Origin of the sequence: Stutzerimonas urumqiensis (assembly GCF_003640395.1) — a bacterium.
GTDB classification, from domain to species: domain Bacteria; phylum Pseudomonadota; class Gammaproteobacteria; order Pseudomonadales; family Pseudomonadaceae; genus Stutzerimonas; species Stutzerimonas urumqiensis.
The window spans coordinates 220,241-244,242 of the sequence record NZ_RBZQ01000002.1 but is presented as its reverse complement, the minus strand read 5'-3'; the positions used below and the strand labels follow the sequence as shown (position 1 = coordinate 244,242).

Annotated in this window: 24 protein-coding genes; 16 read left to right on the top strand and 8 right to left on the bottom strand. The window is 67.9% G+C overall.

Annotated elements, in window-relative coordinates; all coding sequences use genetic code 11:
• Together cyaY and rnk are read left to right on the top strand one after the other, a co-directional pair.
• On the top strand, nucleotides 1-336 hold the full coding sequence (gene cyaY / locus D7325_RS04515) for an iron donor protein CyaY (RefSeq protein WP_120994340.1): 336 nt from the start codon (nucleotides 1-3) through the stop codon (nucleotides 334-336).
• Nucleotides 337-566: 230 nt separating this feature from the next.
• The gene (gene rnk, locus D7325_RS04510; RefSeq protein ID WP_120994339.1) at nucleotides 567-968 is read left to right on the top strand and encodes a nucleoside diphosphate kinase regulator; all 402 of its coding nucleotides are present in this window, start codon (nucleotides 567-569) and stop codon (nucleotides 966-968) included.
• Here rnk and D7325_RS04505 read toward each other — a convergent pair.
• The 3 genes from D7325_RS04505 to D7325_RS04495 all read right to left on the bottom strand — a co-directional run bounded on the left by D7325_RS04505 (nucleotide 965) and on the right by D7325_RS04495 (nucleotide 4,465).
• Nucleotides 965-3,766, bottom strand: a complete 2,802-nt coding sequence (locus D7325_RS04505; RefSeq protein ID WP_120994338.1) for a class I adenylate cyclase — start codon at nucleotides 3,764-3,766, stop codon at nucleotides 965-967. The two genes, rnk and D7325_RS04505, sit on opposite strands and share 4 nt — an antisense overlap.
• Before the next feature lie 103 nt (nucleotides 3,767-3,869).
• The gene (locus D7325_RS04500) at nucleotides 3,870-4,118 is read right to left on the bottom strand and encodes a TIGR02647 family protein (protein ID WP_120994337.1); all 249 of its coding nucleotides are present in this window, start codon (nucleotides 4,116-4,118) and stop codon (nucleotides 3,870-3,872) included.
• A 65-nt stretch (nucleotides 4,119-4,183) separates the two neighbouring features.
• A complete protein-coding gene (locus tag D7325_RS04495) occupies nucleotides 4,184-4,465 on the bottom strand; it encodes a hypothetical protein (RefSeq protein ID WP_120994336.1) in 282 nt (93 codons plus the stop codon).
• A gap of 140 nt (nucleotides 4,466-4,605) precedes the next feature.
• Here D7325_RS04495 and D7325_RS04490 point away from each other — a divergent pair, with 140 nt between their 5' ends.
• The gene (locus D7325_RS04490; RefSeq protein ID WP_120994335.1) at nucleotides 4,606-5,571 is read left to right on the top strand and encodes a magnesium transporter CorA family protein; all 966 of its coding nucleotides are present in this window, start codon (nucleotides 4,606-4,608) and stop codon (nucleotides 5,569-5,571) included.
• Between the two features lie 3 nt (nucleotides 5,572-5,574).
• Here the strand turns inward: D7325_RS04490 and D7325_RS04485 are convergent, their stop codons facing one another.
• The 3 genes from D7325_RS04485 to argH all read right to left on the bottom strand — a co-directional run bounded on the left by D7325_RS04485 (nucleotide 5,575) and on the right by argH (nucleotide 8,741).
• On the bottom strand, nucleotides 5,575-6,102 hold the full coding sequence (locus D7325_RS04485; protein ID WP_120994334.1) for a hypothetical protein: 528 nt from the start codon (nucleotides 6,100-6,102) through the stop codon (nucleotides 5,575-5,577).
• A 61-nt stretch (nucleotides 6,103-6,163) separates the two neighbouring features.
• Entirely contained in the window at nucleotides 6,164-7,300 is a 1,137-nt protein-coding gene (locus D7325_RS04480) for an NnrS family protein (RefSeq protein WP_120994333.1), read from the bottom strand.
• A gap of 46 nt (nucleotides 7,301-7,346) precedes the next feature.
• Nucleotides 7,347-8,741, bottom strand: a complete 1,395-nt coding sequence (argH, locus tag D7325_RS04475; protein WP_120994332.1) for an argininosuccinate lyase — start codon at nucleotides 8,739-8,741, stop codon at nucleotides 7,347-7,349.
• A 155-nt stretch (nucleotides 8,742-8,896) separates the two neighbouring features.
• Here argH and D7325_RS04470 point away from each other — a divergent pair, with 155 nt between their 5' ends.
• From D7325_RS04470 to D7325_RS04435, 8 genes are all read left to right on the top strand, one after another.
• On the top strand, nucleotides 8,897-9,985 hold the full coding sequence (locus D7325_RS04470; protein ID WP_245962009.1) for a sensor histidine kinase: 1,089 nt from the start codon (nucleotides 8,897-8,899) through the stop codon (nucleotides 9,983-9,985).
• On the top strand, nucleotides 9,982-10,728 hold the full coding sequence (locus D7325_RS04465) for a LytR/AlgR family response regulator transcription factor (RefSeq protein ID WP_120994331.1): 747 nt from the start codon (nucleotides 9,982-9,984) through the stop codon (nucleotides 10,726-10,728). Before D7325_RS04470 ends, D7325_RS04465 begins: the two co-directional genes overlap by 4 nt.
• Before the next feature lie 156 nt (nucleotides 10,729-10,884).
• Nucleotides 10,885-11,823: a hydroxymethylbilane synthase gene (gene hemC, locus D7325_RS04460; protein ID WP_120994330.1), complete on the top strand. Its 939-nt coding sequence runs from the start codon at nucleotides 10,885-10,887 to the stop codon at nucleotides 11,821-11,823.
• Nucleotides 11,820-12,638, top strand: coding sequence for a uroporphyrinogen-III synthase (locus D7325_RS04455; RefSeq protein ID WP_120994329.1), 819 nt, complete (start codon nucleotides 11,820-11,822; stop codon nucleotides 12,636-12,638). Before hemC ends, D7325_RS04455 begins: the two co-directional genes overlap by 4 nt.
• A 43-nt stretch (nucleotides 12,639-12,681) precedes the next feature.
• Nucleotides 12,682-13,965 carry a uroporphyrinogen-III C-methyltransferase gene (locus D7325_RS04450; RefSeq protein ID WP_120994328.1) on the top strand — a complete coding sequence of 428 codons (1,284 nt, stop codon included), beginning with the start codon at nucleotides 12,682-12,684 and terminating at the stop codon, nucleotides 13,963-13,965.
• Nucleotides 13,962-15,206 carry a heme biosynthesis HemY N-terminal domain-containing protein gene (locus tag D7325_RS04445; RefSeq protein ID WP_120994327.1) on the top strand — a complete coding sequence of 415 codons (1,245 nt, stop codon included), beginning with the start codon at nucleotides 13,962-13,964 and terminating at the stop codon, nucleotides 15,204-15,206. Before D7325_RS04450 ends, D7325_RS04445 begins: the two co-directional genes overlap by 4 nt.
• Nucleotides 15,207-15,531: 325 nt before the next feature.
• Nucleotides 15,532-15,996, top strand: coding sequence for a sigma D regulator (gene rsd, locus D7325_RS04440; RefSeq protein ID WP_120994326.1), 465 nt, complete (start codon nucleotides 15,532-15,534; stop codon nucleotides 15,994-15,996).
• A gap of 116 nt (nucleotides 15,997-16,112) precedes the next feature.
• Nucleotides 16,113-16,886: an AlgP family protein gene (locus D7325_RS04435; RefSeq protein WP_120994325.1), complete on the top strand. Its 774-nt coding sequence runs from the start codon at nucleotides 16,113-16,115 to the stop codon at nucleotides 16,884-16,886.
• Here D7325_RS04435 and D7325_RS04430 read toward each other — a convergent pair.
• On the bottom strand, nucleotides 16,865-17,344 hold the full coding sequence (locus tag D7325_RS04430; RefSeq protein ID WP_120994324.1) for a TIGR02444 family protein: 480 nt from the start codon (nucleotides 17,342-17,344) through the stop codon (nucleotides 16,865-16,867). The two genes, D7325_RS04435 and D7325_RS04430, sit on opposite strands and share 22 nt — an antisense overlap.
• Nucleotides 17,345-17,402: 58 nt before the next feature.
• Between D7325_RS04430 and D7325_RS04425 the strand changes: the two genes are divergently transcribed.
• From D7325_RS04425 to D7325_RS04405, 5 genes are read left to right on the top strand one after another with little or no spacing between them, the layout of a single operon-like run.
• On the top strand, nucleotides 17,403-19,313 hold the full coding sequence (locus D7325_RS04425; RefSeq protein ID WP_120994323.1) for an ATP-binding cassette domain-containing protein: 1,911 nt from the start codon (nucleotides 17,403-17,405) through the stop codon (nucleotides 19,311-19,313).
• Complete coding sequence (locus tag D7325_RS04420) at nucleotides 19,310-19,897, top strand: mechanosensitive ion channel family protein (protein WP_120994322.1); 588 nt, start codon at nucleotides 19,310-19,312, stop codon at nucleotides 19,895-19,897. The genes D7325_RS04425 and D7325_RS04420 overlap by 4 nt, the downstream gene beginning before the upstream one ends.
• Nucleotides 19,898-19,903: 6 nt before the next feature.
• Entirely contained in the window at nucleotides 19,904-20,635 is a 732-nt protein-coding gene (locus D7325_RS04415; protein WP_120994321.1) for a TerC family protein, read from the top strand.
• A gap of 51 nt (nucleotides 20,636-20,686) precedes the next feature.
• Complete coding sequence (rhtB, locus tag D7325_RS04410; protein WP_120994320.1) at nucleotides 20,687-21,319, top strand: homoserine/homoserine lactone efflux protein; 633 nt, start codon at nucleotides 20,687-20,689, stop codon at nucleotides 21,317-21,319.
• A 25-nt stretch (nucleotides 21,320-21,344) separates the two neighbouring features.
• On the top strand, nucleotides 21,345-21,794 hold the full coding sequence (locus D7325_RS04405) for a YaiI/YqxD family protein (RefSeq protein ID WP_120994319.1): 450 nt from the start codon (nucleotides 21,345-21,347) through the stop codon (nucleotides 21,792-21,794).
• On the opposite strand, the gene D7325_RS04400 is transcribed toward D7325_RS04405, so the two are convergent.
• On the bottom strand, nucleotides 21,775-23,910 hold the full coding sequence (locus D7325_RS04400) for a putative bifunctional diguanylate cyclase/phosphodiesterase (protein WP_425452252.1): 2,136 nt from the start codon (nucleotides 23,908-23,910) through the stop codon (nucleotides 21,775-21,777). The two genes, D7325_RS04405 and D7325_RS04400, sit on opposite strands and share 20 nt — an antisense overlap.
• Nucleotides 23,911-24,002 lie beyond the last annotated feature (92 nt).

Below are 24,002 nucleotides of genomic sequence, written 5' to 3'. Positions count from 1 at the left end.
ATGAGCCTGACCGAAGCCCGCTTTCATGACCTGGTCGATGACGCCCAGCAGGAGATCGAGGACGTGTTCGACGACAGCGCGCTGGACGTCGATCTGGAGAATTCGGCGGGGGTGCTGACGGTCCGTTTCAGCAATGGCAGCCAGGTGATCGTCAGTCGCCAGCCGGCCTTGCGCCAGCTCTGGGTCGCCGCGCGGTCCGGGGGCTTTCATTTCGACTACGAACCCGACGCCGGCCTGTGGATCTGCGACACCAGCGAGGAGCCGCTCGGCGAGCTGCTGGCGCGCGTGACGCAGGAGCAGGGTGGCGACGCGCTCGACTTCGAGTCCCTGCGCTGAGCCGCCTTGCATCCTGAATTCGCTGTGTTAGGGTCGGTCGACCTTATTCGAAACCCCGCCTGCGGCGGCGCGTGCGAAAGCGGCAGCGTCCGGCCACGCAGCGTGAGTGATGCCTGAACCCCTGGTTCCGGCCGTCTTCTGGACTCGCGCTGGCCTGCGTTGTGCTTTCCACCGTTTGCAGTGGCGGGGTTTTCGCTTTTTCAAGCCCCTGCAAGGAGACATCGACCCAAATGACTAGCGCACCTTCGATCATGCTGACCCAGCCGGATCTGCAACGCCTGGAGCGCCTGCTCGACAGCCTCGACGACTACGGTCCGGCGGCCCAGGCGCTGGAAGAGGAGCTGTCGCGTGCCCGTGTGGTGGAGCCCTCTGAAATGCCGGCCTCGGTCGTCACCATGAATTCGCGCGTGCATTGCCTGGATGAGGTGAGCGGCAAGGACTACCACCTCGAGCTGGTCTATCCGCAGCAGGCCGGCGCGGCCGGCACCGTGTCGGTACTGGCGCCGGTCGGCACCGCGCTGCTCGGCCTGACGGTGGGCCAGCACATCGACTGGCCGACCCCCGGTGGCAAGCTGCTCAAGCTGAAGGTGCTGGCGGTCGAGTACCAGCCCGAGGCGAACGGCCGGGACTAAGGCAACGCCGTGTGCGAAAGGCGATCGAGCGCCTGGTTGAGGCCGGCCTCCAGGCGCGCTTTGTAGCGCAGGTATTGCACGGTCTGCGCGGCCTGTCCGGCCAGGCCCGACAAGTCCAGGTCGGTGATGTAGCAGGGGTAGCGCTCGCCGCCGGCGCGCTGCGACAGGATGTGCCGCGCCGCTTCGGTGAAGAGGCGCGGGCCATGCTCCAGTTCGGAAAACTCCCGGTGGTTGCAGAACAGCGTGACGTGCGCGCGGCCCGCCTCGCCGGGCTCGAGAATCGCCTGGACGTCGTAATAGGGATCGCTCGCCGCGCTCAGCGGGGGCGGTCGCCGCTCGAGCCGAGCAGGCTCCCGCCCATCGCCGGGCAGCACCCGGTAGAACAGCAGATCGCGCATGCCGGTCGGTGAGCGACCGGGCAGCGGCAACAAGGCGTTGTGCCGGTACAGCACCGATTGCAGGAAGCGTTGCAGCGGCCGCAGCAGGCTCTGTTCGTCGCGGAAGGGCTGCCGCTGGTGCCAGAGTGCGTTGTGCTCGTCGAGCACCATCAGTTCGGCCTGCTCGCCGACGACGCGATAGAACACCTGGAGGCAATCCGGCCGGCCGTGGCCCAGCACCGTGGCCAGGTGCTGGCCGGGCAGGGCCTGCCGGTCGAGCTGGATCGGCCGGTACGCGTCGGTCGGCTGGGACAGCCGCTCGAACAGCGCCGCCTGGTCGGGCAGCGGCACGTAGGCGATTTCGCCGGGCGTGAGATCGAGCAGCAGATGCCGGCCGCGCAACTGGAGCAGGTAGCGGCTCCCCGGCGCCTGGCGCAGCGCGCTCGTCACTTCGACGAACAGCTGGTCGATACGACGCGCGATCGCCAGGCCGTTGTTGCCAAGGCAGCGCACGTGAAGCTCGATCGCCGTCGATGGATCGTCCGGCAGCGCGACCAGGTGATCGCGCAGACAATCGAGCAGCCCGTGGTCGCCCTCGTAGCGATTGACCAACAACTCGTTCCAGCTGTTGAGAACGAGCTGGTCGATGCTCGCCACCTGATCCTCGGGTGCGACCGCCGCGGCGGGGGCCGGCGCGTCCAGGTTGATCAGCAGCACGACGCGCCGCGGCATGCTGGGCGCGAGGAGGTCCTGTTCGGTCACCGGTGCGAGCGGCATCGGCATCAGCTGGCGCAGGCTGGCCAGCAGGCTGTGCAGGTCCGGCTCCGTCAGCCCGCTGTCGCCGGCATACAGCGACAGGTGGGTGCCGCCGTCGACCACGCCGTTGCGGTGGCACCAGGCGAGCAGCGGCAGCAGCTCCCGCACGCGTTTGAGCGGTGCGTAATCGGACCATTCGCGCGCGTTCAGGCTGCCCTGGTAGAGCGCCCAGTGCGCCTCGCCGGGCGCTTCCTCGGTGCGCACCAGCGTGAGGGTTTCCTCGGCCATGTCCGGTGAGATGCCGGGGTTGATGAATTCGACCTTGCCGGCCTTGCGCTCGAAGGCTGCATACAGGCGGCGGCCCAGGATGCTCAGGTCGCGGCCGCTGAGCGGGCTTTCGGCCTGATGGCTGCGCGCGAACTGCGAGAGGAACCGGTAGCTGCAGGTCAGGGCGTTGACCAGCGCGCTGCGCTCGGCGATCACCTGGCGCACCTTCCAGCGGGCGCGCCCGTCGAGACTGGCGAGCTGGCGTTCGTCCCAGCCCCATTCGCGCGTCAGGCGCCCGATCACCTGGCGCTGCCAGCTCCTGATGGGCGTGGGTGCGGGCCGGCTCAGCTTGCGGTTGATCTTCAGGTACAGGCTGCGGCGGACCAGTTCGAGGCGTTCGCGGTCGCCGCGCGCCAGCAGGTATTCCTCGAGGCGGCGATAGACCGAGATGTACGGGTCCAGCTCGTCGAGGTCCAGCCGGTTGGCGTAGATGGCGTGTTTCAGCCGCAGGCTCAGGCAATCGACCTGCGGGTGCTCGCTGGCGTATGCCTCGGTGAGCAGCAGCTTGATGGCCGATTTATAGGGCGATTCGATGCCCTTGAACATCTGCCACAGGCCGGCGCCCAGGAATTCGCCGGGCGGAATTGCACCCAGGTGGCCGAGATCGATGTGATCCTCGGCGCGGATGAAACGTCGCGAGACCAGCGTTTCCACGTAGGCGCCATAGCGGTGCTCCTCGTAGGCCGGCACCAGCCACCACAGCGGCGTGCGGCCGCCGAGCCAGAGTGCGGTCCGGTAGAACTCGTCGAGCAGCAGGTAATGCTGGGTGGTTCCGCAGTCGTCGCTGGTCAGGCAGGCCTCGCGGGCTCCGCAGGCGAACGCCGCCGGGTCGATCAGGAAAAAGGTGGCGCTGGCGCCCTGGCCGGCGGCCCATTGCTGGAGCAGATCGCACTTGCGCCGAAGCGCGTCGCGCGCCTCGGCCGGGAGCGCCGGGTCATGGCAGACCCACACGTCGAGGTCGCTCTGCTCGTCCTGCGCGACCGTGCCCAGGCTGCCCATCAGGTACAGGCCCTGGATCGCCCGCGGCTCCAGCGTTCGGCGCGGCTGGTAGATGAAGGAGCGGCTCAGGCGCTGAGCCTCGGCGAGCAGCTCGGCGTTGGGCTCGAAGCCGTCCAGTCCGGCCGGGGCGCGGGCCGAGACGTAGCCGGGCAGGATCGGGTGGTTGACGTGAAACAGCAGCGGCAGCAGGCGCAAGACCTGCTGCTGCCGGGTCGACATGGCCTGCATGCTGCGCTCGAGACGGCCGGCATTGACCGTCAGGAAGCGCGCCCGGATGCGGGTCAGCGTCTGACGATCGATGCCCTCCTCGAGTACGGGGCGCAGTTCCTGGCAGTTCATCGGCGGGCTCGTGGCGAAAGGGCGCGTAGGGTACCAAGTCATTGCATCGGCGAGCGTGCCGACGGCTTTACCCCGACGTGACGGCCGGTTGCCCGGAGGCCGTTCAGTGGGGCTCCGCGCGGCCGGAGAGGATGATCAGCAAGGCCTGGGCATGTTCGGCGGCATCGCGCCCGAGGCTGGTGAGGTAGCCGCCGTCGGGCTGGCTGACCAAACCTTTGTCGTGCAGTCGCCGAGCCGCGCCGATGCTGTCGGGCTCGGCGTCCTGGTGGACCTTGAGGCCGGACAGGTGATTGTCGAGATCGTACTGCCGCAGGATTTCCAGCTCGGCGATGAGTTCCGGCGTGTAGGTCATGTCGCATCCTCGTGTCTGGCCCGCAGGCCCTTGTCACGAGTGTAGTCAGCGACCGGCCGTCTGCCTCATTCGTCGGCGTCGGGAAGCTCCGGCAGGTCGCGCAGCAGCCGCTCGTAGCGCTCGCCGTCGAAGGGACGATCGTCGCGCATCATCTGCTTCACCTCGTCGGCCAGGACCAGCGCCATTAGGTGCACGGCCTCGTCGCGGGAGTGGCCGACGAGCGTCAGCTTGTTGAGCACCGCCTGGGTCACCGCCGGCTCGCCGGCTTCGAGCTGGTTCTCGATGGCCTCCACCAGAACGCTCCCGGCGAGGGTTTCGTCTTCATCGTTCGCATCGGAGTCGTGCATCGTGTTCTCCTTCTGAAAGCCGCGCTTTTAGCTGCTTGCCGGCCGCACTGCAAGCCACGATCGGTCGACGCGCGCGCCTGGCGCCGGCGAACGCTTCGCTTGGCGCAGGTTCTATCGCAGGGACGTACGAGGAATTCACGATGATCACCTATCACTGTCTGGAAGGTCCCGCCCTGGTTCGTCGGGCCGCGCAGGCGCTCGATACCGTGCCGGCCAATGCGGTGTGGATCGACCTGCTGCATCCGGAACCCGAGGAGGAGCGCTTCGTGGAGGCGGCGCTCGGGCTGGATATCCCGACGCGCGAGGAGCTGGCCGAGATCGAGGACTCGTCGCGCTTCTACGACGAGCCGGCGGCGGTCTTCATGACCACCACCGTGGTCTCGGGCATCAGCGAGCGCAGGCCGACCACCGCCGAGGTGACCTTCGTGCTGACCCCGCGCTGCCTGGTCACGGTGCGCTATTGCGAGCTCAGCTCCTTTCGCCAGTTCGAGGCGGCGAGCCTGCGGCAGCCGGGCCAGTTCGGCACCGGTCACCTGGTCTTCATCGGTCTGATCGATGCCATCGTCGACCGCATCGCCGACGTGCTGGAAAGCGTTCAGGTCGATCTGTCCGCGCTGTCGACGCAAGTCTTCGACGAACACCGCGACGAGCCAGCCGACCTGCAGCACGTGCTCAAGCAGCTCGGGCAGTTCCGTGCCCTGCTGGCCCGGCTGGGCGAAAGCCTGTTCAGCAGCGGGCGGATGATCGCCTATTACCGCGTCCACGTCGGCGAGCCCAAGCAGGGCGGGGCGAAGGGGTTGCTCAAGGCGCTGGAGCGCGACGTTCGCTCGCTCGGCGAGCATCAGGCGCGGCTGCTCGGGGACATCGCCTTCCTGCTGGATGCGACGCTCGGGCTGATCAACATCGAGCAGAACAGCATCATCAAGGTGTTCTCGATCGCGGCGGTGCTGTTCCTGCCGCCGACGCTGGTCGGCACCGTCTACGGCATGAACTTTCGCCACATGCCGGAGCTGGAATGGCTGTTCGGTTATCCGATGGCGCTTGGCGCGATGGCCCTGTCCGCCGGCCTCGCCTATGTCTGGTTCAAGTTTCGCGACTGGCTGTAGGGCTCACGTCACCCAATGCAGCACCAGGCTGAACAGCCCGAGCAGCGCCCAGACCACGGCGAAGATGAGCGGCGTGCGCAGCGAGAACAGCAGCGTTCGCTTGTAGCGCTGTCCGCCGACCGGGGTGTTGCCTTCGCCGAACAGCGCCGATTCGCGGTTAGGCAGCAGCGCGGCGTGGCCTTCGATCTGCAACAGCTCAGCCTGCTTTTGGTGCCAGCGCTCGATCACCTCGAAGCTCGCCCGGATGCCGGGCATGGCATGCAACGAGGTGATCAGGCCCAGCACGGCGAGAATGGTCGGCACCACCAGCCGAAACAGCGCGCCCCACTCGGGGTTGCTGTTGGCCATCGACGAGGCGAAGGCGATCATCAGGAAGGATTGGGAGGACAGGTAGGCGCTGGTCCGGTTGGCCATCAGCGTCGACTCGAAGTGGATTTCCGAGCGGTAGAAGGCCAGCCGTTCCTTGGCCGAGTCGAAGACTTCGGCGCCCTGGGTATCCTGGTTCAGCAGCAGCGTTCTGAGGTCGGTCATGGTGGGCCGGCGTGAAGGGTGTCGCTAGGTAGGTCACGTCAACGCCCGGTGAGTTCCGGGCTCAGTCGCCTGGATCGAGGCGGCGATCGTCGCCACGCAGGTGCCAGAACAGCGTCGTCAGCGCGAGGAAGGCGACCGACCAGGCCGCCGCTGCCAGCAACAGCCAGCCGGTCGTGGCCGCGCCCAGCAGGGCCGGCACGATGCGCGCCAGCGCTGCAAGGCTGATGAATGCGGCGAACGGGTGAATCCAGCGGCGCGCGTTCGGATCGCGCCAGCGCTGGATCAGCCGCGTGCGACCCATGACCGTGAAGGTCAGCGTGCCGAGTGCGCCAACCGTCAGCGCATGGAGCAGCGCACTCGGCACCGGGCTTCCGAGGCTGGTGGGCACGCCCATCGCCAGCAGCCCGACGGCAAGCCAGGTGTAGCCGGCGAGCAGCACCAGCAGGTCCGGGCGATTCAGGCAGCGCCACGGCCGCCAGCGCAGCAGGCGCATGCCCGTCAGCAGGCCGGCCGCGACCAGGCAGGCGCCGCCCACGCGTTCCGGCAGTTCCCACGGCAACAGGCCCAGCACCAGGGCCGTGCCGAGCAGGATGAGCACCGTGCCTTCCACCCGGGGCTGGACGCGGGCATCCAGTCGCCAGCCCTGCTGCTGGGCATGGCCGGCAAGGGCCGGCGCGATGATCCGGCCGCCCATAAAGAACATCAGCGCGGCGAGCAGCAGCAACGCTTCGCCGCGCAGCCAGGCGCCGGTGCTGGCGCCCAGCCCGCCGAGCGTGCTCGCCAGCGCCAGCCCGGTCACGAGCGGGGCGACGCTCTGGTTGCGCCATTTCTTCGCGGCGCCCAGAAACCGCGGCACCACGCGCCACACCAGCCCGGCGGCGAACGCGCCCGCCATCAGGAGCGCCGGCAGGCTGCCCGGCCACAGCAGGAAGGCGATCCTCGCCAGGGCCCAGGCCGCCAGCAGGGCGAGCGTGATGGCCCTCGGCTGGGGGCCGAGCAGGTAGCCGGCGACCACTGCCAGGGCGAAACCGAAGAGCATTTCGTGGGCGTGCCCGCCGGGCGTCGCGAGGCCCGGCAGCGTCGGCATCAGGCCGAGCATGCCGAGCACCGAGACGGGCAACATCACGGCTGCGTAAAGCGCGGCGGCAGGGAAGAACCAGGCGTTGGAGAAGGGCAGGCGCGGTTTGCGCGGGTGCATCGGCACCTCCGATCGGAGCGGACGGACGCCCGCTCCGAGGCGTGAATCAGCGGCTGGCGAGCAGCGCCCGACCGCGTTGTACCGCCGCGCGAACCTGATTCGGCGCGGTGCCGCCGATGTGGTCGCGGGCGTTCACCGAGCCTTCCAGGGTCAGCACGGCGAAGACGTCCTCGCCGATCTGGTCGCTGAACTGGCGCAGCTCGTCGAGGCTCATTTCGGCCAGGTCCTTGCCGGTCTGCACGCCGTATTTCACGGCGTGGCCGACGATCTCGTGGCAATCGCGGAAGGGCAGGCCCTTGCGCACCAGGTAGTCGGCCAGATCGGTGGCGGTGGAGAAGCCGCGCAGCGCTGCCTCGCGCATGATTTTCCGCTTGGGCCTGATCGCCGGGACCATGTCGGCGAAGGCGCGCAGCGAGTCGCGCAGGGTGTCGGCGGCGTCGAACAGCGGCTCTTTGTCTTCCTGGTTGTCCTTGTTGTACGCCAGCGGCTGGCCCTTCATCAGGGCGAGCAGGCCGGTGAGGGCGCCGAAGACGCGGCCGGTCTTGCCACGCACCAGCTCCGGCACGTCGGGGTTCTTCTTCTGCGGCATGATCGAGCTGCCGGTGCAGAAACGGTCGGGCAGGTCGATGAACTGGAACTGCGCCGACGTCCATAGCACCAGCTCTTCGGAGAAGCGCGACAGGTGCATCATCGCCACCGAGGCGGCGGCGCAGAATTCGATGGCGAAGTCGCGATCCGACACGCCATCCAGCGAGTTGCCGGAAATCGCCTCGAAGCCCAGCAGCTCGCAGGTGATCTCGCGCTGGATCGGGTAGGTCGTGCCGGCCAGCGCCGCCGAGCCCAGCGGCATGCGGTTGGTGCGCTTGCGGCAGTCGATCAGGCGCTCGTAATCACGGCTGAGCATCTCGAACCAGGCCAAGAGGTGATGGCCGAAGGTCACCGGCTGGGCGGTCTGCAGGTGGGTGAAGCCGGGCATGACCGTGTCGGCTTCCGCTTCGGCGAGGCCCAGCAGGCCCTGCTGCAGGCGGGTAATCTCGGCGAGGATCACGTCGATCTCGTCGCGCAGCCACAGGCGGATGTCGGTGGCCACCTGGTCGTTGCGCGAACGGCCGGTGTGCAGCTTCTTGCCGGTGACGCCGATGCGGTCGGTCAGGCGCGCCTCGATGTTCATGTGCACGTCTTCCAGGTCGACGCGCCAGTCGAATTTGCCGGCCTCGATCTCGCCCTGGATGTCCTTCAGGTTGGCGATGATCGCGTCGCGCTCGTCGGCGCTCAGCACGCCGGCCTTTTCCAGCATCGTCGCGTGGGCGATCGAGCCCATGATGTCGTGGCGGTAGAGGCGCTTGTCGAACTCGACGGAGGCGGTGAATCGGGCGACGAAGGCGTCGACGGGCTCGCTGAAACGGCCGCCCCAGGACTGGTTGGTCTTGTCGGTGCTCATGTATGCGCTCGCTGCAAATCGAAGCTGAAAAAGAGCGCGGATGATAGCAGGCTTGCCCGTGCAGCCGGGATGCTCGCAGTGCACGGCAGCCCGGCACACCGGGGGCTAGACTGCACGCCCGTTGCATTCCTGCGATCCGTGCGCACACTCACCTCATGCGAATACCCAAACCCAAGCTGACCTGGCACACGCCGACCCCGCCCGACGACTTCTTCGTTCCCGAGCTGTGCGAGCCCGAGGCGCTGCTCGCGCTGGTGCTGCTGGCCGAGCTGCTGGTGATGGTGCTGGTGCTGGCCGAGCCGCTGCAGCCGTCCTTCGACTGGGTGCGGCTGGCGCTGACCTCGCTGTTCGTGCAGTGGAACGTGCTGCTCTCGGCCGCCCTGCTGTGCCGGCTACGGCCCTGGCTGGCGCGCCTCGGCGTGACGGCGGCGAGCGTGACCTGCTGCGCGCTGGTCGTCACCCTGACGCTGGTCTGCACGGCCTTCGCCGATGCCTTCCAGCTCGGCGGGGCGCCGCCGCCGACCGACGAGAGCTACCGCTACCTGCGGCACGCGCTGATCAGCCTGATCATGTCGGGATTGCTGCTGCGCTATTTCTATTTGCAGAGCCAGTGGCGCCGTCAGGAGCAGGCCGAACTGCGGGCACGGATCGAGTCGTTGCAGGCGCGCATCCGCCCGCACTTTCTGTTCAACAGCCTGAACAGCATCGCCAGCCTGATCGCCATCGACCCACCGCGCGCCGAGCAGGCCGTGCTCGACCTGTCCGACCTGTTCCGTGCCAGCCTCGCGCGGCCCGGTACGCTCGCCAGCTGGCACGACGAGCTTGAACTGGCGCGGCGCTACTTGTCCATCGAGCGCTACCGGCTGGGCGATCGGTTGCAGGAAGAATGGAACGTGGCGCAGGTGCCGGACGACCTGCCCATCCCGCACCTGACGCTCCAGCCGCTGCTGGAGAACGCGATCATCCACGGCATCCAGCCGCTCGTCGAAGGCGGCACGGTGAGGATCGAGGCCCACGTCGCCGCGGGCTGCTTCCACCTGTGCATCGACAATCCCTACGAAGACGACGGCCGCACGCCGGCCTGGAAGGGCACCCGGCAAGGCTTGCAGAACATCGATGCGCGACTGGCGGCACTTTTCGGTCCGCGTGCGAGTCTCAGCGTGGAGCGCCGTGATGGCCGCCACTACACCTGTCTACGCTATCCACTTGCGAGACACATGCAGCAGGAAGCCAGACCTTTATGAATGTTCTGATTGTCGATGACGAACCTCTAGCCCGCGAGCGCCTGAGCCGACTGGTAGGTGATCTCGACGGCTATCGTGTGTTGGAGCCCGCCGCCAGCAATGGCGAAGAGGCGCTGCACCTGATCGAAGACCTGCGTCCCGATATCGTCCTGCTCGATATCCGCATGCCACGCATGGATGGTCTGCAGGTGGCCGCCAAGCTCTGCGAGCGCGACGCGCCGCCAGCCGTGATCTTTTGCACGGCCCATGACGAATTCGCGGTGGAGGCCTTCCAGGTCAGCGCCGTCGGCTACCTGGTCAAGCCGGTCCGCCAGGAGGTGTTGGCCGACGCCCTGAAGAAGGCCGAGCGCCCCAACCGCGTGCAACTGGCGGCCCTGACCCGTCCCGCGGCGATTTCCGGCGCCGGTCCGCGCAGCCACATCAGCGCACGGACCCGCAAAGGGATCGAGCTCATTCCGCTGGACAACGTCATCTACTTCATCGCCGATCACAAATACGTGACCCTGCGCCACGACGGCGGCGAGGTGCTGCTGGACGAACCGCTCAAGGCGCTGGAGGACGAGTTCGGCGACCGTTTCGTGCGTATCCACCGCAACGCACTGGTCGCCCGCGATCGGATCGAGCGCCTGCAACGCACGCCGCTCGGGCATTTCCAGCTGTTCCTGAAAAACTTCAATGGCGAGGCGCTGACCGTCAGCCGCCGACACGTCGCTGGCGTACGCAAGCTGATGCAGAGTCTCTGAGCGGGCACAGGACGTCGGCGCTGGACGCGGCGGGATCAAGGGCTGGACCGGCTGGCTGCGTCCGGCTGGCAACGCCCATTCATTGATTCCCGCCAACCCAGCGGCGGTGCCGGCCCTGTTATCATCGCCGGCATTTCACTGGTTCTGGATCAGCCCATGCCCCGAGAGATTCGCATCGCCACGCGCAAGAGCGCGCTCGCCCTCTGGCAAGCCGAGTACGTCAAGGCGCGGCTGGAGTCGGCCCATCCCGGTATCCGGGTCAGCCTGGTGCCGATGGTCAGCCGCGGCGACAAGCTGCTGGATGCACCGCTGGCGAAAATCGGCGGCAAGGGCCTGTTCGTCAAAGAGCTGGAAACCGCGCTGCTCGAGCACGAGGCGGACATCGCCGTGCACTCGATGAAAGACGTGCCGATGGAGTTCCCCGAGGGGCTCGGCCTGTTCTGCATCTGCGAGCGCGAGGACCCGCGCGACGCCTTCGTCTCGAACCGCTTCGACAGCCTCGATGCGCTACCGCCCGGCAGCGTCGTCGGGACCTCCAGCCTGCGCCGCCAGGCCCAGTTGCTGGCTCGCCGACCGGACCTGAAGATCCAGTTCCTGCGCGGCAATGTGAATACCCGGTTGGCCAAGCTCGATGCCGGCGAGTACGACGCCATCATCCTCGCCGCCGCCGGGCTGATCCGGCTGGGCTTCGCCGATCGCATCCGTTCGAGCATCACGGTCGAGGACAGCTTGCCGGCTGGCGGCCAGGGGGCGGTCGGCATCGAATGCCGCACCGCCGATGCCGACATCCATGCCCTGCTCGGGCCGCTGCATCATCGCCTGACCGAACAGCGGGTCGCCGCCGAACGCGCGCTGAATCGCCACCTCAACGGCGGCTGCCAGGTGCCGATCGCCTGCTACGCGGTGCACGAGGGCGACCAGCTCTGGCTGCGTGGCCTGGTTGGCCAGCCGGACGGCACGACCCTGCTGCGCGCCGACGACCGGGCGCCCGCCGCCGACGCCGAAGCCCTTGGCGTGCGCGTCGCCGAAGCCCTGCTGGCGCAGGGCGCGGCCGGCATTCTCGCCTCGATCTACGGCGAGCCCGACGCGCCGTGAAAGACTGGCGCCTGCTGCTGACTCGCCCCGCCGGCGAGTGCGAGGCGCTCGCCGCGACGCTGGCCGAGCAAGGCATCGCCAGCGCCTGCATGCCGCTGCTGGCCATCGAGCCGCTGCCGGAAACGCCCGAGCAACGGGCGACGATCCTCGAGCTGGACCGCTACCAGGCCGTCATCGTGGTCAGCAAGCCAGCGGCCCGGCTGGGACTGGCCCTGGTCGATCGCTACTGGCCGCAGCCGCCGGCCGGACAGCGCTGGTTCAGCGTCGGGGCCGGCACCGGCGCGGTGCTGGCCGATTATGGCCTCGACGCCCACTGGCCGGCCGAGGGCGATGACAGCGAAGCGCTGATCGCGCTGCCGACGCTCGAGGCCGCGCTGGCGGTGCCAACGCCGCGGGTGCTGATCCTGCGCGGCGAAGACGGGCGCGAATGGCTGTCCGAGCGTCTGCGCGAACGCGGCGTGCACGTCGATGCCTTGTCCCTGTACCGGCGTTTCTGCCCCGACTACCCGGCCGAAGCCCTGCCCAGGCGGGTCGAGGCGGAACGCCTGAATGGGCTGGTGGTCAGCAGTGGACAAGGCTTGCAGTCGCTGGTCCGGCTGGCAGCCGATGCCTGGCCGCGGCTCGCCGAACGACTGACCCTGTTCGTACCCAGTCCCCGTGTCGCGGGCATGGCGGCCGAGCTTGGCGCCTGCAACGTCGTCGATTGTCGTGGCGCCAGCGCCGCCGCGTTGCTGGCCGCGTTGCGCAGCGACCGACCCATGACGATGCCACCGGCTGGCGTGCAACCGACCGAGGGTAGCCGCGGGTCGAACTGACCGACCCGGCGTCTGGCCCGCCTCCCCAGCAAAGGATGGAAACGTGAGCGAAGAACAACCAGGAAAGAAGCCCGACACTGCCCCGACCACCGAAACGGCGACCACCGCGACCCCATCCGGCCGTACTCCTGCATCCTCTGCGTCGGCTCGCACGTCGGCTCGCACGTCGGCCGGTGGCGGCAAGGCGCTGGCGACGCTGGCGCTGCTGATCGGCGCCGGTGGCTTGCTGGCGGGCGGTTACAGCCTGGTCCAGCTGCAGCGGGTCGCCGAACACGAACAACGCTTGCAGGCGCTCGATGGGACGGCCGAGCGCACCGAGCAACTCGCCCGTCAGGAGCAGGCGCTCGCGGCCCGGCTGACGCCACTCGAGCAGCTGCCCTCGGCCGACGAGCTGGACGAGCGGCGGCGGTTGCTGGGCAGTCTGCAAAGCGACATGCAGGACCTCAGCGGCCGCGTCGAGCAGGTGCTCGGTGCCAGTCGCGAGCAGTGGCGCCTGGCCGAGGCCGAACACCTGATGCGCATGGCCATGCTGCGCCTGTCTGCCATGCAGGACGTCGAAAGCGCCAAGGCGCTGATCCGCGAAGCCGACCTGATCCTGCGCAAGCAGGATGATCCGGGCGCCTTCGCCGCGCGGCAGGAATTGATCGATGCGCTGGAGGCCCTGCGCAGCCTGCCGGACATCGACCGCACCGGGCTGTTTCTCCAGCTCGGCGCGCTGACCGGCCAGGCGTCGTCGCTTCGCGCGCTGGCACCGGGATTCGAACCCGGCGCCAGCGTCGAGCAGCCCGAAGGGCAGAGCGCCTGGAAGCGCTGGCTGAACGAGCTGACCCGCTACGTGCGCGTCGATTTCAATGCCTCTGGCGAGGTCAAGCCGCTGCTCGCCGGCCAGACGCTCGGCCAGGTACGGCTCGCGTTGTCGCTTGCGTTCGAGCAGGCGCAGTGGGCGGTGCTCAATGCCAACGAGGAGGTCTATCGGCAATCGCTGGCGCAGGCCAGGGCCATCCTGACCGCGCATTTCAGCGAGGAGAACGCCGCTCGCCAGGCGCTGATCGAGCGTATCGACGCGCTGAGCGAGCGTCAGGTCGCGGTGCAGTTGCCGAGTCTTGCGCCGGCCATGCAGGCATTGCGCGCCTACGTCGAGGAACAGGAAGCGGCGCGCGACGAGGCGCCTTCCGCCGCGCCGGCGACCGGCGAACCCGCTCCGCAACCCGTCGAGCCGCCGACGGCCGAGCCCGCCACGCCCGAGCCCGAGCCCGCCACGCCGGCGCCGGAACCCGAGCCGACGCCGCCCGTGGTCCAGCCTGAGCAAGAGGGACTGCGGACATGAAGCGCACGGTCCTGGTTTCGGTCCTGATTCTTCTCGGCCTGGGCTTTCTCGGCTGGGCCATCGCGCAGAGCACGGGCTACGTGCTGATCACCTACGGCCGTTTCCGCTACGAATCGAGTTTCTGGGTGTTCCTCGCCTTCATCCTTTGCCTGTGGCTCCTGGCGGTGCTGCTTCGCACGGTGTTGGTCGGGCTGCATGCGTCGGGCGTCTGGATCAACCCGTGGTCGCGCCGCCGCCGCGCCCAGCGCGCCGAACGGGCCGCCCGGCTGGGCACGCGCGAACTGGCCGAAGGGCAATGGAGCGCCGCGCTCGATCATCTGCGCCTCGCCGCCGAACACGATCGCGAGCCACTGGTGCATTACCTCGGCGCCGCGCGTGCGGCGAGCGAACTCGGCCGTCACGATGAAAGCGACGAACTGCTGCGCAAGGCCGAAGCGCGCGAACCGCAGTCGGCGGTGGTCATCGCCCTGGCACAAGCGCAGCTGCAGATCGATCGCAACCAGTACGACGCGGCGCGTGCGACCCTGCTGCGCCTGCTCGAGCACTACCCGCGGCATGGCTATGCCCTGACGCTGCTACAGCAACTCTACGTGCAGCTCGAGGACTGGACGGCGCTGTGCGCGCTGTTGCCTGAGCTGCGCAAGCAGCGCGTGCTGCCGGCCGAACGCCTGGAGGCGCTCGAACGCCTGGCCTGGATCGCTGCGCTCGAACAGGCCGCGGATCAGCCGGTCGCGCCCGAGGCCGATCCGATCGCCCGGCTGGATGACCGCTGGCAGGCCGCCCCGTCAGGTCTGCGCAACGATCCGGCGCTCGTCGCCGCCTATGCCCAGGGCCTGCATCGGCGAGGGGCATCGGCTCGCGCCGAGGAACTGCTGAGCGCCGCACTCAAGCGCCAGTACGACGAGCGGCTGGTCGAGCTGTACGGCGTGGTGGAAGGGCGCGATCCGGCACGTCAGCTCGCGCTGGCCGAGGGCTGGCTCAAGGCCCGGCCCGAGAGCCCGGTACTTCTGCTCGCGCTGGGTCGTCTGAGCATGCGCAACCAGCTCTGGGGCAAGGCCCGCGACTACCTAGAAGCCAGCCTGCGGTTCGAGCAGAAGCCGCAGACCTGCGCCGAACTCGCCGCGCTGCTCGCGCAGCTTGGCGAATCGGAGCGCAGCAACCGCCTGTACCAGGAAGGTTTCGGCCTGCTCTCCGCGCCGACGCCGGTGCAGTCGCACCCGGTCCCGCTACGCCAAGCTTGATGCACCCGCCGCCGGTTTCGGCGGCGCCTTTCTTCGACCAGACCATCGCTCCGTGCGCGGGGCCCGGCAACCTGCGCCCGCGCCGTTCGGCCAAATCGCCGCGCCAGCCGAACCAGCACAGCGGTTGGCTGGTCTGTGATGAACGGTCGCGGCGATCGCCCGGGGGTCGGTCGTCGCTCCGGCCTTGATCGACAGGAGACGACCGGCTTAGTCTGCGGCGACGGCGACGGGAAATCGTCAGGAGCCGGGCACTACCAACCAAATTCGCCGAATGCGACGTTAAGTTGTCGCTGGCTGCCTAATCATCCGTAGAAGGAAGGCCACCATGCTCGAGAGCTGTCGAAATGCCCAGGAACGTTGGGGCGGCGTGCACTTGCTGATCGACCGCTGGTTACAGGAGCGTCATGAACTGATCACCAGCTTCGATCGCCTGCGCGTACATGAGCAGGGCGCCACGCGCGAGGCCCTCCAGCACTTCTGCCAGTTGCTGCTCGACTATGTCTCGGCGGGCCACTTCGAGGTGTACGAGCAGCTGATCCGTGAAGCCGAAGCCTTCGGCGACACCCGCGGAATCGAACTGGCTCGGCAGATCTACCCCCGCATCCAGGCGATCACCGAGGCTGCGCTCGAATTCAACGACCGCTGCGCCGACGGCGATTGCCATGATCAGCCCGGTGCGCTCGAAGAGCTGATGCGCCTAGGCTCGCTGTTGCAGGAACGCTTCGAATTGGAAGATTGCCTCATCGAGGTGCTGCACAACGCGCACCAGCAGGCCGCCGCAACGGCCTGATCCTGGCGCGGCGGGCAACCTGCGGCCACGCGCCGCGCGATACCCGCCGCGTCTGCTGGCAAGCGCCCAGGGGCGCGTCTACTATGCCCGAACGGTACCTGCCAGGAGGCACCTTCATGCCCGCGAAAAAGACGTCCGTCAGCTCCCCCCTGCAACTGCTCCAGCAACTCTCCCACAGCCTCGTCGACCACCTCGAGAAAGCCTGCCGCCAAGCGCAGAGCGATGCCGAGGCGACCCTTGCCAAGCTCGAAAAGCAGCGCGCCAAGGCCGAGGACAAGCTTCGCAAGGCCTACGCCAAGCGCGAGGAAGCTGGCGCCGCCGCCAAGCCCAAGGCCCAGGCGAAAGCACAGGCGTCGGTGGACGAGCTGGAAGGGGTGCTCACCGCATTGCACGCGCGCCGCGAAGAGACCGTCAGCTACATCGCGACGCTGCGCCGCGATTCGGATCGGGCAATGAGTCTCGCGTCCGGCATCACCCAGGTCGCCGAGGCTGCCGGCAAGGCAGACACCGATGACAGGGGCAGCGTCGCTGCCACCCGGAAACCGGCCGCTTCGGCCCGCAAGAGCACTGGCAAGCCCGCGGTGGCGAAGTCATCGCCGGCCGCCCAGCCCAAGGCCCCGGCCGCGAGCAAGCCGGTTGGCGCGAGCAAGCCGGTTGGCAAGACACCGGCCGCGTCCCGCCCCGTCGCCAAGCGCGCGACTACCGACGTGCCCGCAAAGCCTGTCGGCAAGGCACCGGCCAAGCCCGCGCCAGTAGCGGCGACGACCAAGGCGCCGGCCACCAAGCCGGCTACCAAACAGCCGGCAACACCGAAAACCGGGCAGGCCGGCAGGGCGCCGCGCAAGCCGGCAGCAAGCAAGGCGAACGGTCAGACCTCGCCGGCCAGCTGAGCCTGATGCGCACCGGCCCGGATGATCGCCAGTGACTGAAGCTGATCCGGGTCGGCGCTCGGCCAGAGCGCTTCGAGCCAGCCCGCCGCTGGCGGCTGTGCCGCCCAGGGACCGGCGAGGATTTCGAGTCGCTCCAGCAGCACGCGCTCGGCCGTCAGCTCCAGCGATTTGACACCTTCACGCAGGGTGTCGAGGTCGGCATCCGTCCTGGCCGCTGACCGCCAGCACTGGCGCAGCGCCCGAAGCGGCTCGACCACCTCCGACTGCCAGCGACCGCCGCATTCGTTCAGCGCATGCAGTCGATCGGCATCGACCGGCACCTGACGGCTCTCCAGCCAGGCGCCGCACAGCAGCAGGCAGACGTTGGCCCCCTCGGCTTGCAGCCGCAGGCAGGCCTGTTCCACGCCGGGTTGGGCGTAGCAGCGGAGCGCGAAGCGCCAGAGTTGGTCCGAAGCCATTGGTAACCCTTTTTGCCGAGCGGCCATTTCGGCCGAACTGATAGACTCCGCCGCCATTATGATCCGACTAAACGACCTGACGCTTCAGCGAGGCCCCCAGCGGCTGCTCGAGGGCGCCGAACTCACCTTGCATCCCGGCCAGAAAGCCGGACTGGTTGGCGCCAATGGCGCCGGCAAATCCAGCCTGTTCGCCCTGCTGCGCGGAGAGCTGGGCCCGGACGGCGGCGATTGCGACCTGCCCCCCGACTGGCGCATCGCGCACATGCGGCAGGAGGTCGATAACCTCGAGCGGCTGGCGGTCGACTATGTGCTCGACGGCGACGTTCACCTGCGTCAGGTGCAGGCACAGCTGGCCGACGCCGAAGCGCAGGGCGACGGCACGCGACTGGCCCGCCTGCACGCCGAATTCGATGCCGCCGATGGCTACACCGCCGATGCCCGGGCGCGCAAGCTGCTGGCCGGGTTGGGCTTCACGAGCGAACAGATGGACCGGCGCGTCGGCGACTTTTCCGGTGGCTGGCGCATGCGCCTCAACCTCGCGCAGGCCCTGATGTGCCCGTCCGACCTGTTGCTGCTGGACGAGCCGACCAACCACCTGGACCTCGATGCGATCCTCTGGCTCGAGGACTGGCTCACCGGCTACCCCGGCACGCTGCTGCTGATTTCCCACGACCGCGATTTCCTCGATGCGGTGGTCGGCCACGTGATCCATCTCGAGCAACGGACCCTCACGCTGTATCGCGGGGGTTATTCGGCGTTCGAGCGCACCCGCGCCGAACGGCTCGCGCAGCAGCAACAGGCGTTCGAGAAGCAACAGGCGCAGCGCGCCCACATGGAAAGCTTCATCCGCCGGTTCAAGGCCAAGGCCACCAAGGCACGCCAGGCGCAGAGCCGCATCAAGGCGCTGGAGCGCCTGGAGGAGCTGGCGCCTGCGCACGTGGATTCGCCGTTCGATTTCCGTTTTCGCGAAGCGGACAAGGTATCCAGCCCGCTGCTGGACATGGCCGAGGGTCGGCTTGGTTATGGCGACAAGGCGGTGCTCGACAAGGTCAAGTTGCAACTGGCGCCAGGCGCGCGGATCGGTCTGCTCGGGCCGAACGGCGCCGGCAAGTCGACACTGATCAAGACCTTGGCCGGCGAGCTGGCACCGCTCGCCGGTCGCGTCACGCGGGGCGAGAATCTGGTTGTCGGCTATTTCGCCCAGCATCAGCTCGATGCCCTCGACCCGAAGGCCAGCCCGCTGTTGCACCTTCAGCGGCTTGCGCCACAGGAACGCGAGCAGACGCTGCGCGATTTCCTCGGCGGGTTCGATTTTCGGGGCGAGCGCTGCGACGAACCGGTGCTGCGCTTCTCCGGTGGCGAGAAGGCCCGGCTGGCGCTCGCGTTGATCGCCTGGGACAAGCCGAACCTGCTGCTGCTGGACGAGCCGACCAACCACCTCGATCTGGAAATGCGCCTGGCCCTGACGCTCGCGTTGCAGGAGTTCGAAGGCGCCGTCGTCGTGGTGTCGCACGATCGGCATCTGCTCAAGAGCACCACCGACGAGTTCCTGCTGGTGGCCGACGGGCGCATCGTGGAGTTCGAGGGCGATCTCGAGGATTACTCGCGCTGGCTGATCGATTTCCGCAGCCGTCAGCAGACGGCCGATACGCCCGTAGCCTCGGGCGACAAGACCGACCGCCGCGCCCAGCGCCAGGCGGCGGCCGCGCTGCGTCAGCAATTGGCGCCGCACAAGCGCGAAGTAGACAAGCTGGAAAAGGAACTGGGCCAGGTCCAGGCCCGGCTCGCCGCGCTCGAGGCGCAGCTGGGCGATGCGTCGCTGTACGAGGCGGCGCGCAAGGATGAGCTGCGCGAGCGCCTGGCCGAGCAGGCTTCGCTGAAGGTGCAGGAGTCGTCGCTCGAAGAAGCCTGGCTCGAGGCGCTGCAAGCCCTGGAAGACCTGCAGGCCCAGCTGGAGGCGGCCACATGAACGATACGCTGCTCAGGCTCGCCGACGAATGGGGCGCGCAATTGCTGCTGCTCGGCCAGGTCGTCCTGATTCTGGTGGTCGCCTATGTGCTGCAGCGGCTGACCACCCGTGCCATCACCGGCCTGTCCGAACGCTATCCGCTCCCGCCGGAGCTTCTGCTGCCGGTGCGTGGCGGGGTTCGGTGGTTCATCCTCGGTGGCGCGCTGATCATGGTGCTGGAGCGCTTCGGCGTTTCCGCAACGGTGCTCTGGACGGCCTTTTCCGGCTTCGTCGCGGTGGCGGCGGTCGCCTTTTTCGCGATATGGAGCGTCCTGTCGAACCTGCTTTGCGCGGTGATGATCCTGACGGTCGGGCCCTTTCGCATCGGCGACGTGGTCGAAATCGTCGATGCGACCGACAAGCCAGGCATCAAGGGCCGGGTCGCGGCGATCAACCTGCTCTATACCAGTCTCGAGGAAACGGCCGAATCCGGCGCGAACAATCTTGTCCACATCCCCAACAGCATGTTTTTCCAGAAAGCGGTGCGCCGTTGGCGCGGCAGCGATCTGAGCGTGTTCAATCCCACCAACAACCAAGAGAAATAACCACTGATGGAATGGCTCGCCAACCCCGAAATTTGGGTCGCCTTTCTGACGCTGACCGCGCTGGAAATCGTCCTGGGCATCGACAACATCATCTTCATCTCCATCCTCGTCTCCCGCCTGCCCGCGGAGCAACAGCCGCGCGCGCGGTTCTTCGGCCTGGCGCTGGCGATGGGTACGCGGATCCTGTTGCTGCTGTCGATCACCTGGGTGATGCAGCTGACCAACGACCTGTTCCATGTCATGGGTCAGGGCATTTCCGGGCGTGACCTCATCCTGTTCTTCGGCGGTTTGTTCCTGCTGTTCAAGAGCACGCTGGAGATCTGGCACAGCATGGAAGGCGCGGAGCAGGGCGACACGGCGACGAACGCCAAGGCGCGCGGCTTCATGTCGATCATCATCCAGATCGCGATCATCGATATCGTGTTCTCGCTCGACTCGGTGATCACCGCCGTCGGCCTGGTGCAGAACGTGCCGGTCATGGTGGCCGCGATCGTCATCTCGGTCGGCGTCATGATGCTCGCCGCCGGTACCATCTCGTCGTTCATCGACAAGCATCCGTCGCTGAAAATGCTGGCGCTGTCGTTCCTGGTAGTGGTCGGTACCGTGCTGATCGCCGAGGCCTTCGACGTGCATGTACCCAAGGGCTACGTGTACTTCGCGATGGCGTTCTCGTTGGCGGTCGAGGCGCTCAACATCAAGCTGCGCGGCGCGCTGGCACGCAAGACGCCGGACGCCTGATGCCCGTTGCCGGCGGCCTCGCGCCGCCGGCTTCGCTCTGGAGACACTGACGTGACGCTGGACACCTGGCTCGCCTTCTTCGTCGCATCTTGCGTCATTAGCCTGTCGCCTGGTGCGGGAGCGATCGCCTCCATGTCCAGCGGCTTGCAGCACGGCTTCTGGCGCGGCTACTGGAACGCCATCGGCCTGCAGCTTGGGCTCGCCCTGCAGATCGCGGTCGTGGCGGCCGGCGTCGGCGCGGTGCTGGCCACCTCAGCGCTGGCCTTCACGTTGATCAAGTGGTTCGGGGTCGCCTACCTGGTGTGGCTGGCGATCAAGCAATGGCAGGCGCGGCCGGCCGAGCTTCCCCAGGCCGGCCAGGACGCGAGCAGCGCCAGGCCCTGGTCGCTGGTCGCGCGGGGGTTCCTGGTCAATGCCAGCAACCCCAAGGCCGTGGTGTTCATGCTGGCGGTGCTGCCGCAATTCATCGATCCCGCACGCCCGCTGCTGGAGCAGTACCTGGTCATCGGCGTGACGATGGTCGTGGTCGATCTGATCGTCATGGCCGGCTACACCGGGCTGGCGGCGAAGGTGTTGCGGCTGCTCCGTACGCCGCGCCAGCAGCGCGTGATGAACCGCACCTTCGCCTCGCTGTTCGTCGGGGCCGCGGCGCTGCTGGCGACGGTGCGTCGCACGGCGTCCTGACCCTTCTTCGAGCGGAGACTGACGAATGCGTGTCTGGATCGATGCCGATGCCTGTCCGCGCATGGCCAGGGACCAGGTGGTTCGCTTCGCGCTCAAGCGAGGATTCGAGGTGGTGCTGGTCGCCGGCCAGGCGGTGGCCCGGCCGGCCTTCGCCTGCGTTCGGCTGGTCGTGGTGCCGAGCGGGCCGGACGCGGCCGACGATTACCTCGTCGAGCACGCCGCGCCGGGCGATCTGGTGATTTGCAGCGACGTGCCGCTGGCCGATCGGCTGGTGAAAAAGGGCGTCGCCGCGCTCGACCCGCGAGGGCGCGAGTTCGACGAACGCAACATGGGCGAGCGGCTGGCGGTACGCAACCTGTTCACCGATCTGCGCGAGCAGGGTGCGGTATCCGGTGGTCAGGGCGCTTACGGCGAGCGGGATCGCCAGGCATTCGCCAACGCGCTCGATCGCCTGCTCACACGGTTGCGGCGCTGACGTCTTCCCGCTCGGCGAGCCAGGCTTCCAGATCCGCCAGGGCAAGCGGCTGGCTGTACAGGTAACCCTGAATCATGTCGCAGCCATTGAGCGACAGGAAGTCGCGCTGCGCGGCAGTTTCCACCCCTTCGGCAACGACTCGCAGCTGCAGCTTGTGAGCCATCGCGACGATGGCCGCGGTGATGGCGCGATCGCTCGCCTGCTCGGTGATCTCCCTGACGAACGAGCGGTCGACCTTCAGGGTGTCGACCGGCAACCGGCGCAGGTAGGCGAGCGACGAGTAGCCGGTGCCGAAGTCGTCGATCGACACCTTCACGCCCAGCTGGCGGATCGTTTCGAGGACCTCGATGGCGGCGTTGAGGTCGTTCATCAGCGCGTTCTCGGTGATCTCGACGGTCAGCCGCTCGGGTTCGAGCCCGGTGTCGGCCAGTGCCTCGGCCAGCGCTGCGGGGAAATCCGGATTGATCAGGTTCAGCGCCGAGCAATTGACCGCGACGCGCAACGCGGGGTGCCCGCCCTGACGCAGGCTGCGCAGGTCGCGGCAGGCGCGGCGAGTCACCCAGAGGTCGAGCTCGTCGATGAAGCCGTTGCGCTCCGCCAGGTCGACGAAGCGTTCGGGGTTTATCGGGCCGTGGATCGGGTGAGTCCAGCGCGCCAGGGCTTCCAGCCCGATCACGCGGCCGCTGTCGCAGTCGACGATGGGTTGGTAATGCACGCGCAGCTGACCGTCCTTGATCGATTGGCGCAGGTCGTGTTCCAGCCGCAGGTCGAGATGCGCCTGGGTTTCCAGCTCGGCGGTGAAGCGCAGCGCCCGGTTGCGCCCGCTGGCCTTGCATTGACCGAGGGCCAGGCTGGCCTTGCGGAACAGGTCGTCGAAGCGAGCGCCGTCTTCGGGCGTCACGCTCAGCCCGATGCTGGCGGTTAGCCGAAGCTGCACCGTGCCGACGCTGAAGGGGGGCTGCAGCTGGGTGATGATCCGTGCGGCGAGGCGCTCGGCCCTGTGCGCGTCCTCGGCCTGGACGAGCATGCAGAATTCGTCCGCGGCGAACCGCGCCAGGATGTCCTGCGAGCCGAGCATGGCGCGGATACGCTGTCCGACCTGGCGCAGTATTTCGTCGCCGGCGCGGTGCCCGAGGCTGTCGTTGATGCGCTTGAAGTGATCGAGGTCGAGCGTGAGCAGCGCCAGGCAGCGGCCCTCGCTGCCGGACAGGATGCCGCCGGCGGCATTGCTGAAGGCATGCCCGTTGAGCAGGTCGGTCAGGGGGTCGTACTGCATCACGGAGGCGAGGCGGTTCTGCGCCTGTTCCAGCTGCGCACGCTGCTCGCTGAAGCGCTGCTCCGCCCAACTGGCGGCAATACCGGTCACGATGATCGCCAGCGCAACGAACCCGACCATCAGCGCCAGCGGGCCGTTTTGCGCATGCAGCAGGTGTGCGCCAGCACTCGCCAGGCTGTCGGCCGGAACGCTCAGCGTCATCGCCTGCATGCCGACGAAGTGCATCGAAACGATCGCCGCGCCCATCGCCAGGCTGCTGAGCACGCGCTGCCAATGCAGGCCACGCATGGCCTTGCCGCGAAAGTGGAAGGCCAGCAGCAAGGCGGCGAGCGAGGCGCCGATGGCGATCAGGATCGACAGCACGAAGCCGACCGGGTCGTAGTAGGCCTGCGCCGCGGAGCGGATCGCCGCCATGCCGGTGTAGTGCATGGCGGCGATGCCCAGCCCTGCCGCACTCGCACCGACGGCGTATTGCCACGCGCAGAGGCGATCGCGCGCGAGCAGGCGCATGACCACGTAGGACACCGACACCGCAATCGCCAGGGAAAGAAGGGTTATACGATGGTCATAGCGGATCGCGACCGGCGCCTGGAAGGCCAGCATCGCGATGAAATGCATCGACCAGATGCCGCCGCCCAGTGCCAGCGCGCCGATCAGGCACCAGAGTTCTCGCCGGCCGCGACGGCTGCTGCCTTGCACGCGACCGGCCAGGGCCAGCGCGGTGTAACCGGCGGCACTGGCGATCAGGTAGGCCAGCAGCACCAGTGCCGGTGAATGGGAGCAATCGGGCAGGGCGATCTGGTCGGCGGGCAGCTCGGAGACGAAGCGCGGCAGCAGCATGGCGGTACTCGCAAAGGCATCCTGCCGAGACGGAATTGGCTGGCGATGTGCCAGCGGCCGCGCAGTCTAAGGGCAGCCGCAGGCATAACCAA

Bases quoted from the DNA above. Each gene is read 5' to 3' on its own strand.
- cyaY (WP_120994340.1), top strand. From the start codon at position 1: ATGAGCCTGACCGAAGCCCGCTTTCATGACCTGGTCGATGACGCCCAG.
- rnk (WP_120994339.1), top strand. From the start codon at position 567: ATGACTAGCGCACCTTCGATCATGCTGACCCAGCCGGATCTGCAACGC.
- D7325_RS04505 (WP_120994338.1), bottom strand. From the start codon at position 3,766: ATGAACTGCCAGGAACTGCGCCCCGTACTCGAGGAGGGCATCGATCGT.
- D7325_RS04500 (WP_120994337.1), bottom strand. From the start codon at position 4,118: ATGACCTACACGCCGGAACTCATCGCCGAGCTGGAAATCCTGCGGCAG.
- D7325_RS04495 (WP_120994336.1), bottom strand. From the start codon at position 4,465: ATGCACGACTCCGATGCGAACGATGAAGACGAAACCCTCGCCGGGAGC.
- D7325_RS04490 (WP_120994335.1), top strand. From the start codon at position 4,606: ATGATCACCTATCACTGTCTGGAAGGTCCCGCCCTGGTTCGTCGGGCC.
- D7325_RS04485 (WP_120994334.1), bottom strand. From the start codon at position 6,102: ATGACCGACCTCAGAACGCTGCTGCTGAACCAGGATACCCAGGGCGCC.
- D7325_RS04480 (WP_120994333.1), bottom strand. From the start codon at position 7,300: ATGCACCCGCGCAAACCGCGCCTGCCCTTCTCCAACGCCTGGTTCTTC.
- argH (WP_120994332.1), bottom strand. From the start codon at position 8,741: ATGAGCACCGACAAGACCAACCAGTCCTGGGGCGGCCGTTTCAGCGAG.
- D7325_RS04470 (WP_245962009.1), top strand. From the start codon at position 8,897: ATGCGAATACCCAAACCCAAGCTGACCTGGCACACGCCGACCCCGCCC.
- D7325_RS04465 (WP_120994331.1), top strand. From the start codon at position 9,982: ATGAATGTTCTGATTGTCGATGACGAACCTCTAGCCCGCGAGCGCCTG.
- hemC (WP_120994330.1), top strand. From the start codon at position 10,885: ATGCCCCGAGAGATTCGCATCGCCACGCGCAAGAGCGCGCTCGCCCTC.
- D7325_RS04445 (WP_120994327.1), top strand. From the start codon at position 13,962: ATGAAGCGCACGGTCCTGGTTTCGGTCCTGATTCTTCTCGGCCTGGGC.
- rsd (WP_120994326.1), top strand. From the start codon at position 15,532: ATGCTCGAGAGCTGTCGAAATGCCCAGGAACGTTGGGGCGGCGTGCAC.
- D7325_RS04435 (WP_120994325.1), top strand. From the start codon at position 16,113: ATGCCCGCGAAAAAGACGTCCGTCAGCTCCCCCCTGCAACTGCTCCAG.
- D7325_RS04430 (WP_120994324.1), bottom strand. From the start codon at position 17,344: ATGGCTTCGGACCAACTCTGGCGCTTCGCGCTCCGCTGCTACGCCCAA.
- D7325_RS04425 (WP_120994323.1), top strand. From the start codon at position 17,403: ATGATCCGACTAAACGACCTGACGCTTCAGCGAGGCCCCCAGCGGCTG.
- D7325_RS04420 (WP_120994322.1), top strand. From the start codon at position 19,310: ATGAACGATACGCTGCTCAGGCTCGCCGACGAATGGGGCGCGCAATTG.
- D7325_RS04415 (WP_120994321.1), top strand. From the start codon at position 19,904: ATGGAATGGCTCGCCAACCCCGAAATTTGGGTCGCCTTTCTGACGCTG.
- D7325_RS04405 (WP_120994319.1), top strand. From the start codon at position 21,345: ATGCGTGTCTGGATCGATGCCGATGCCTGTCCGCGCATGGCCAGGGAC.
- D7325_RS04400 (WP_425452252.1), bottom strand. From the start codon at position 23,910: ATGCTGCTGCCGCGCTTCGTCTCCGAGCTGCCCGCCGACCAGATCGCC.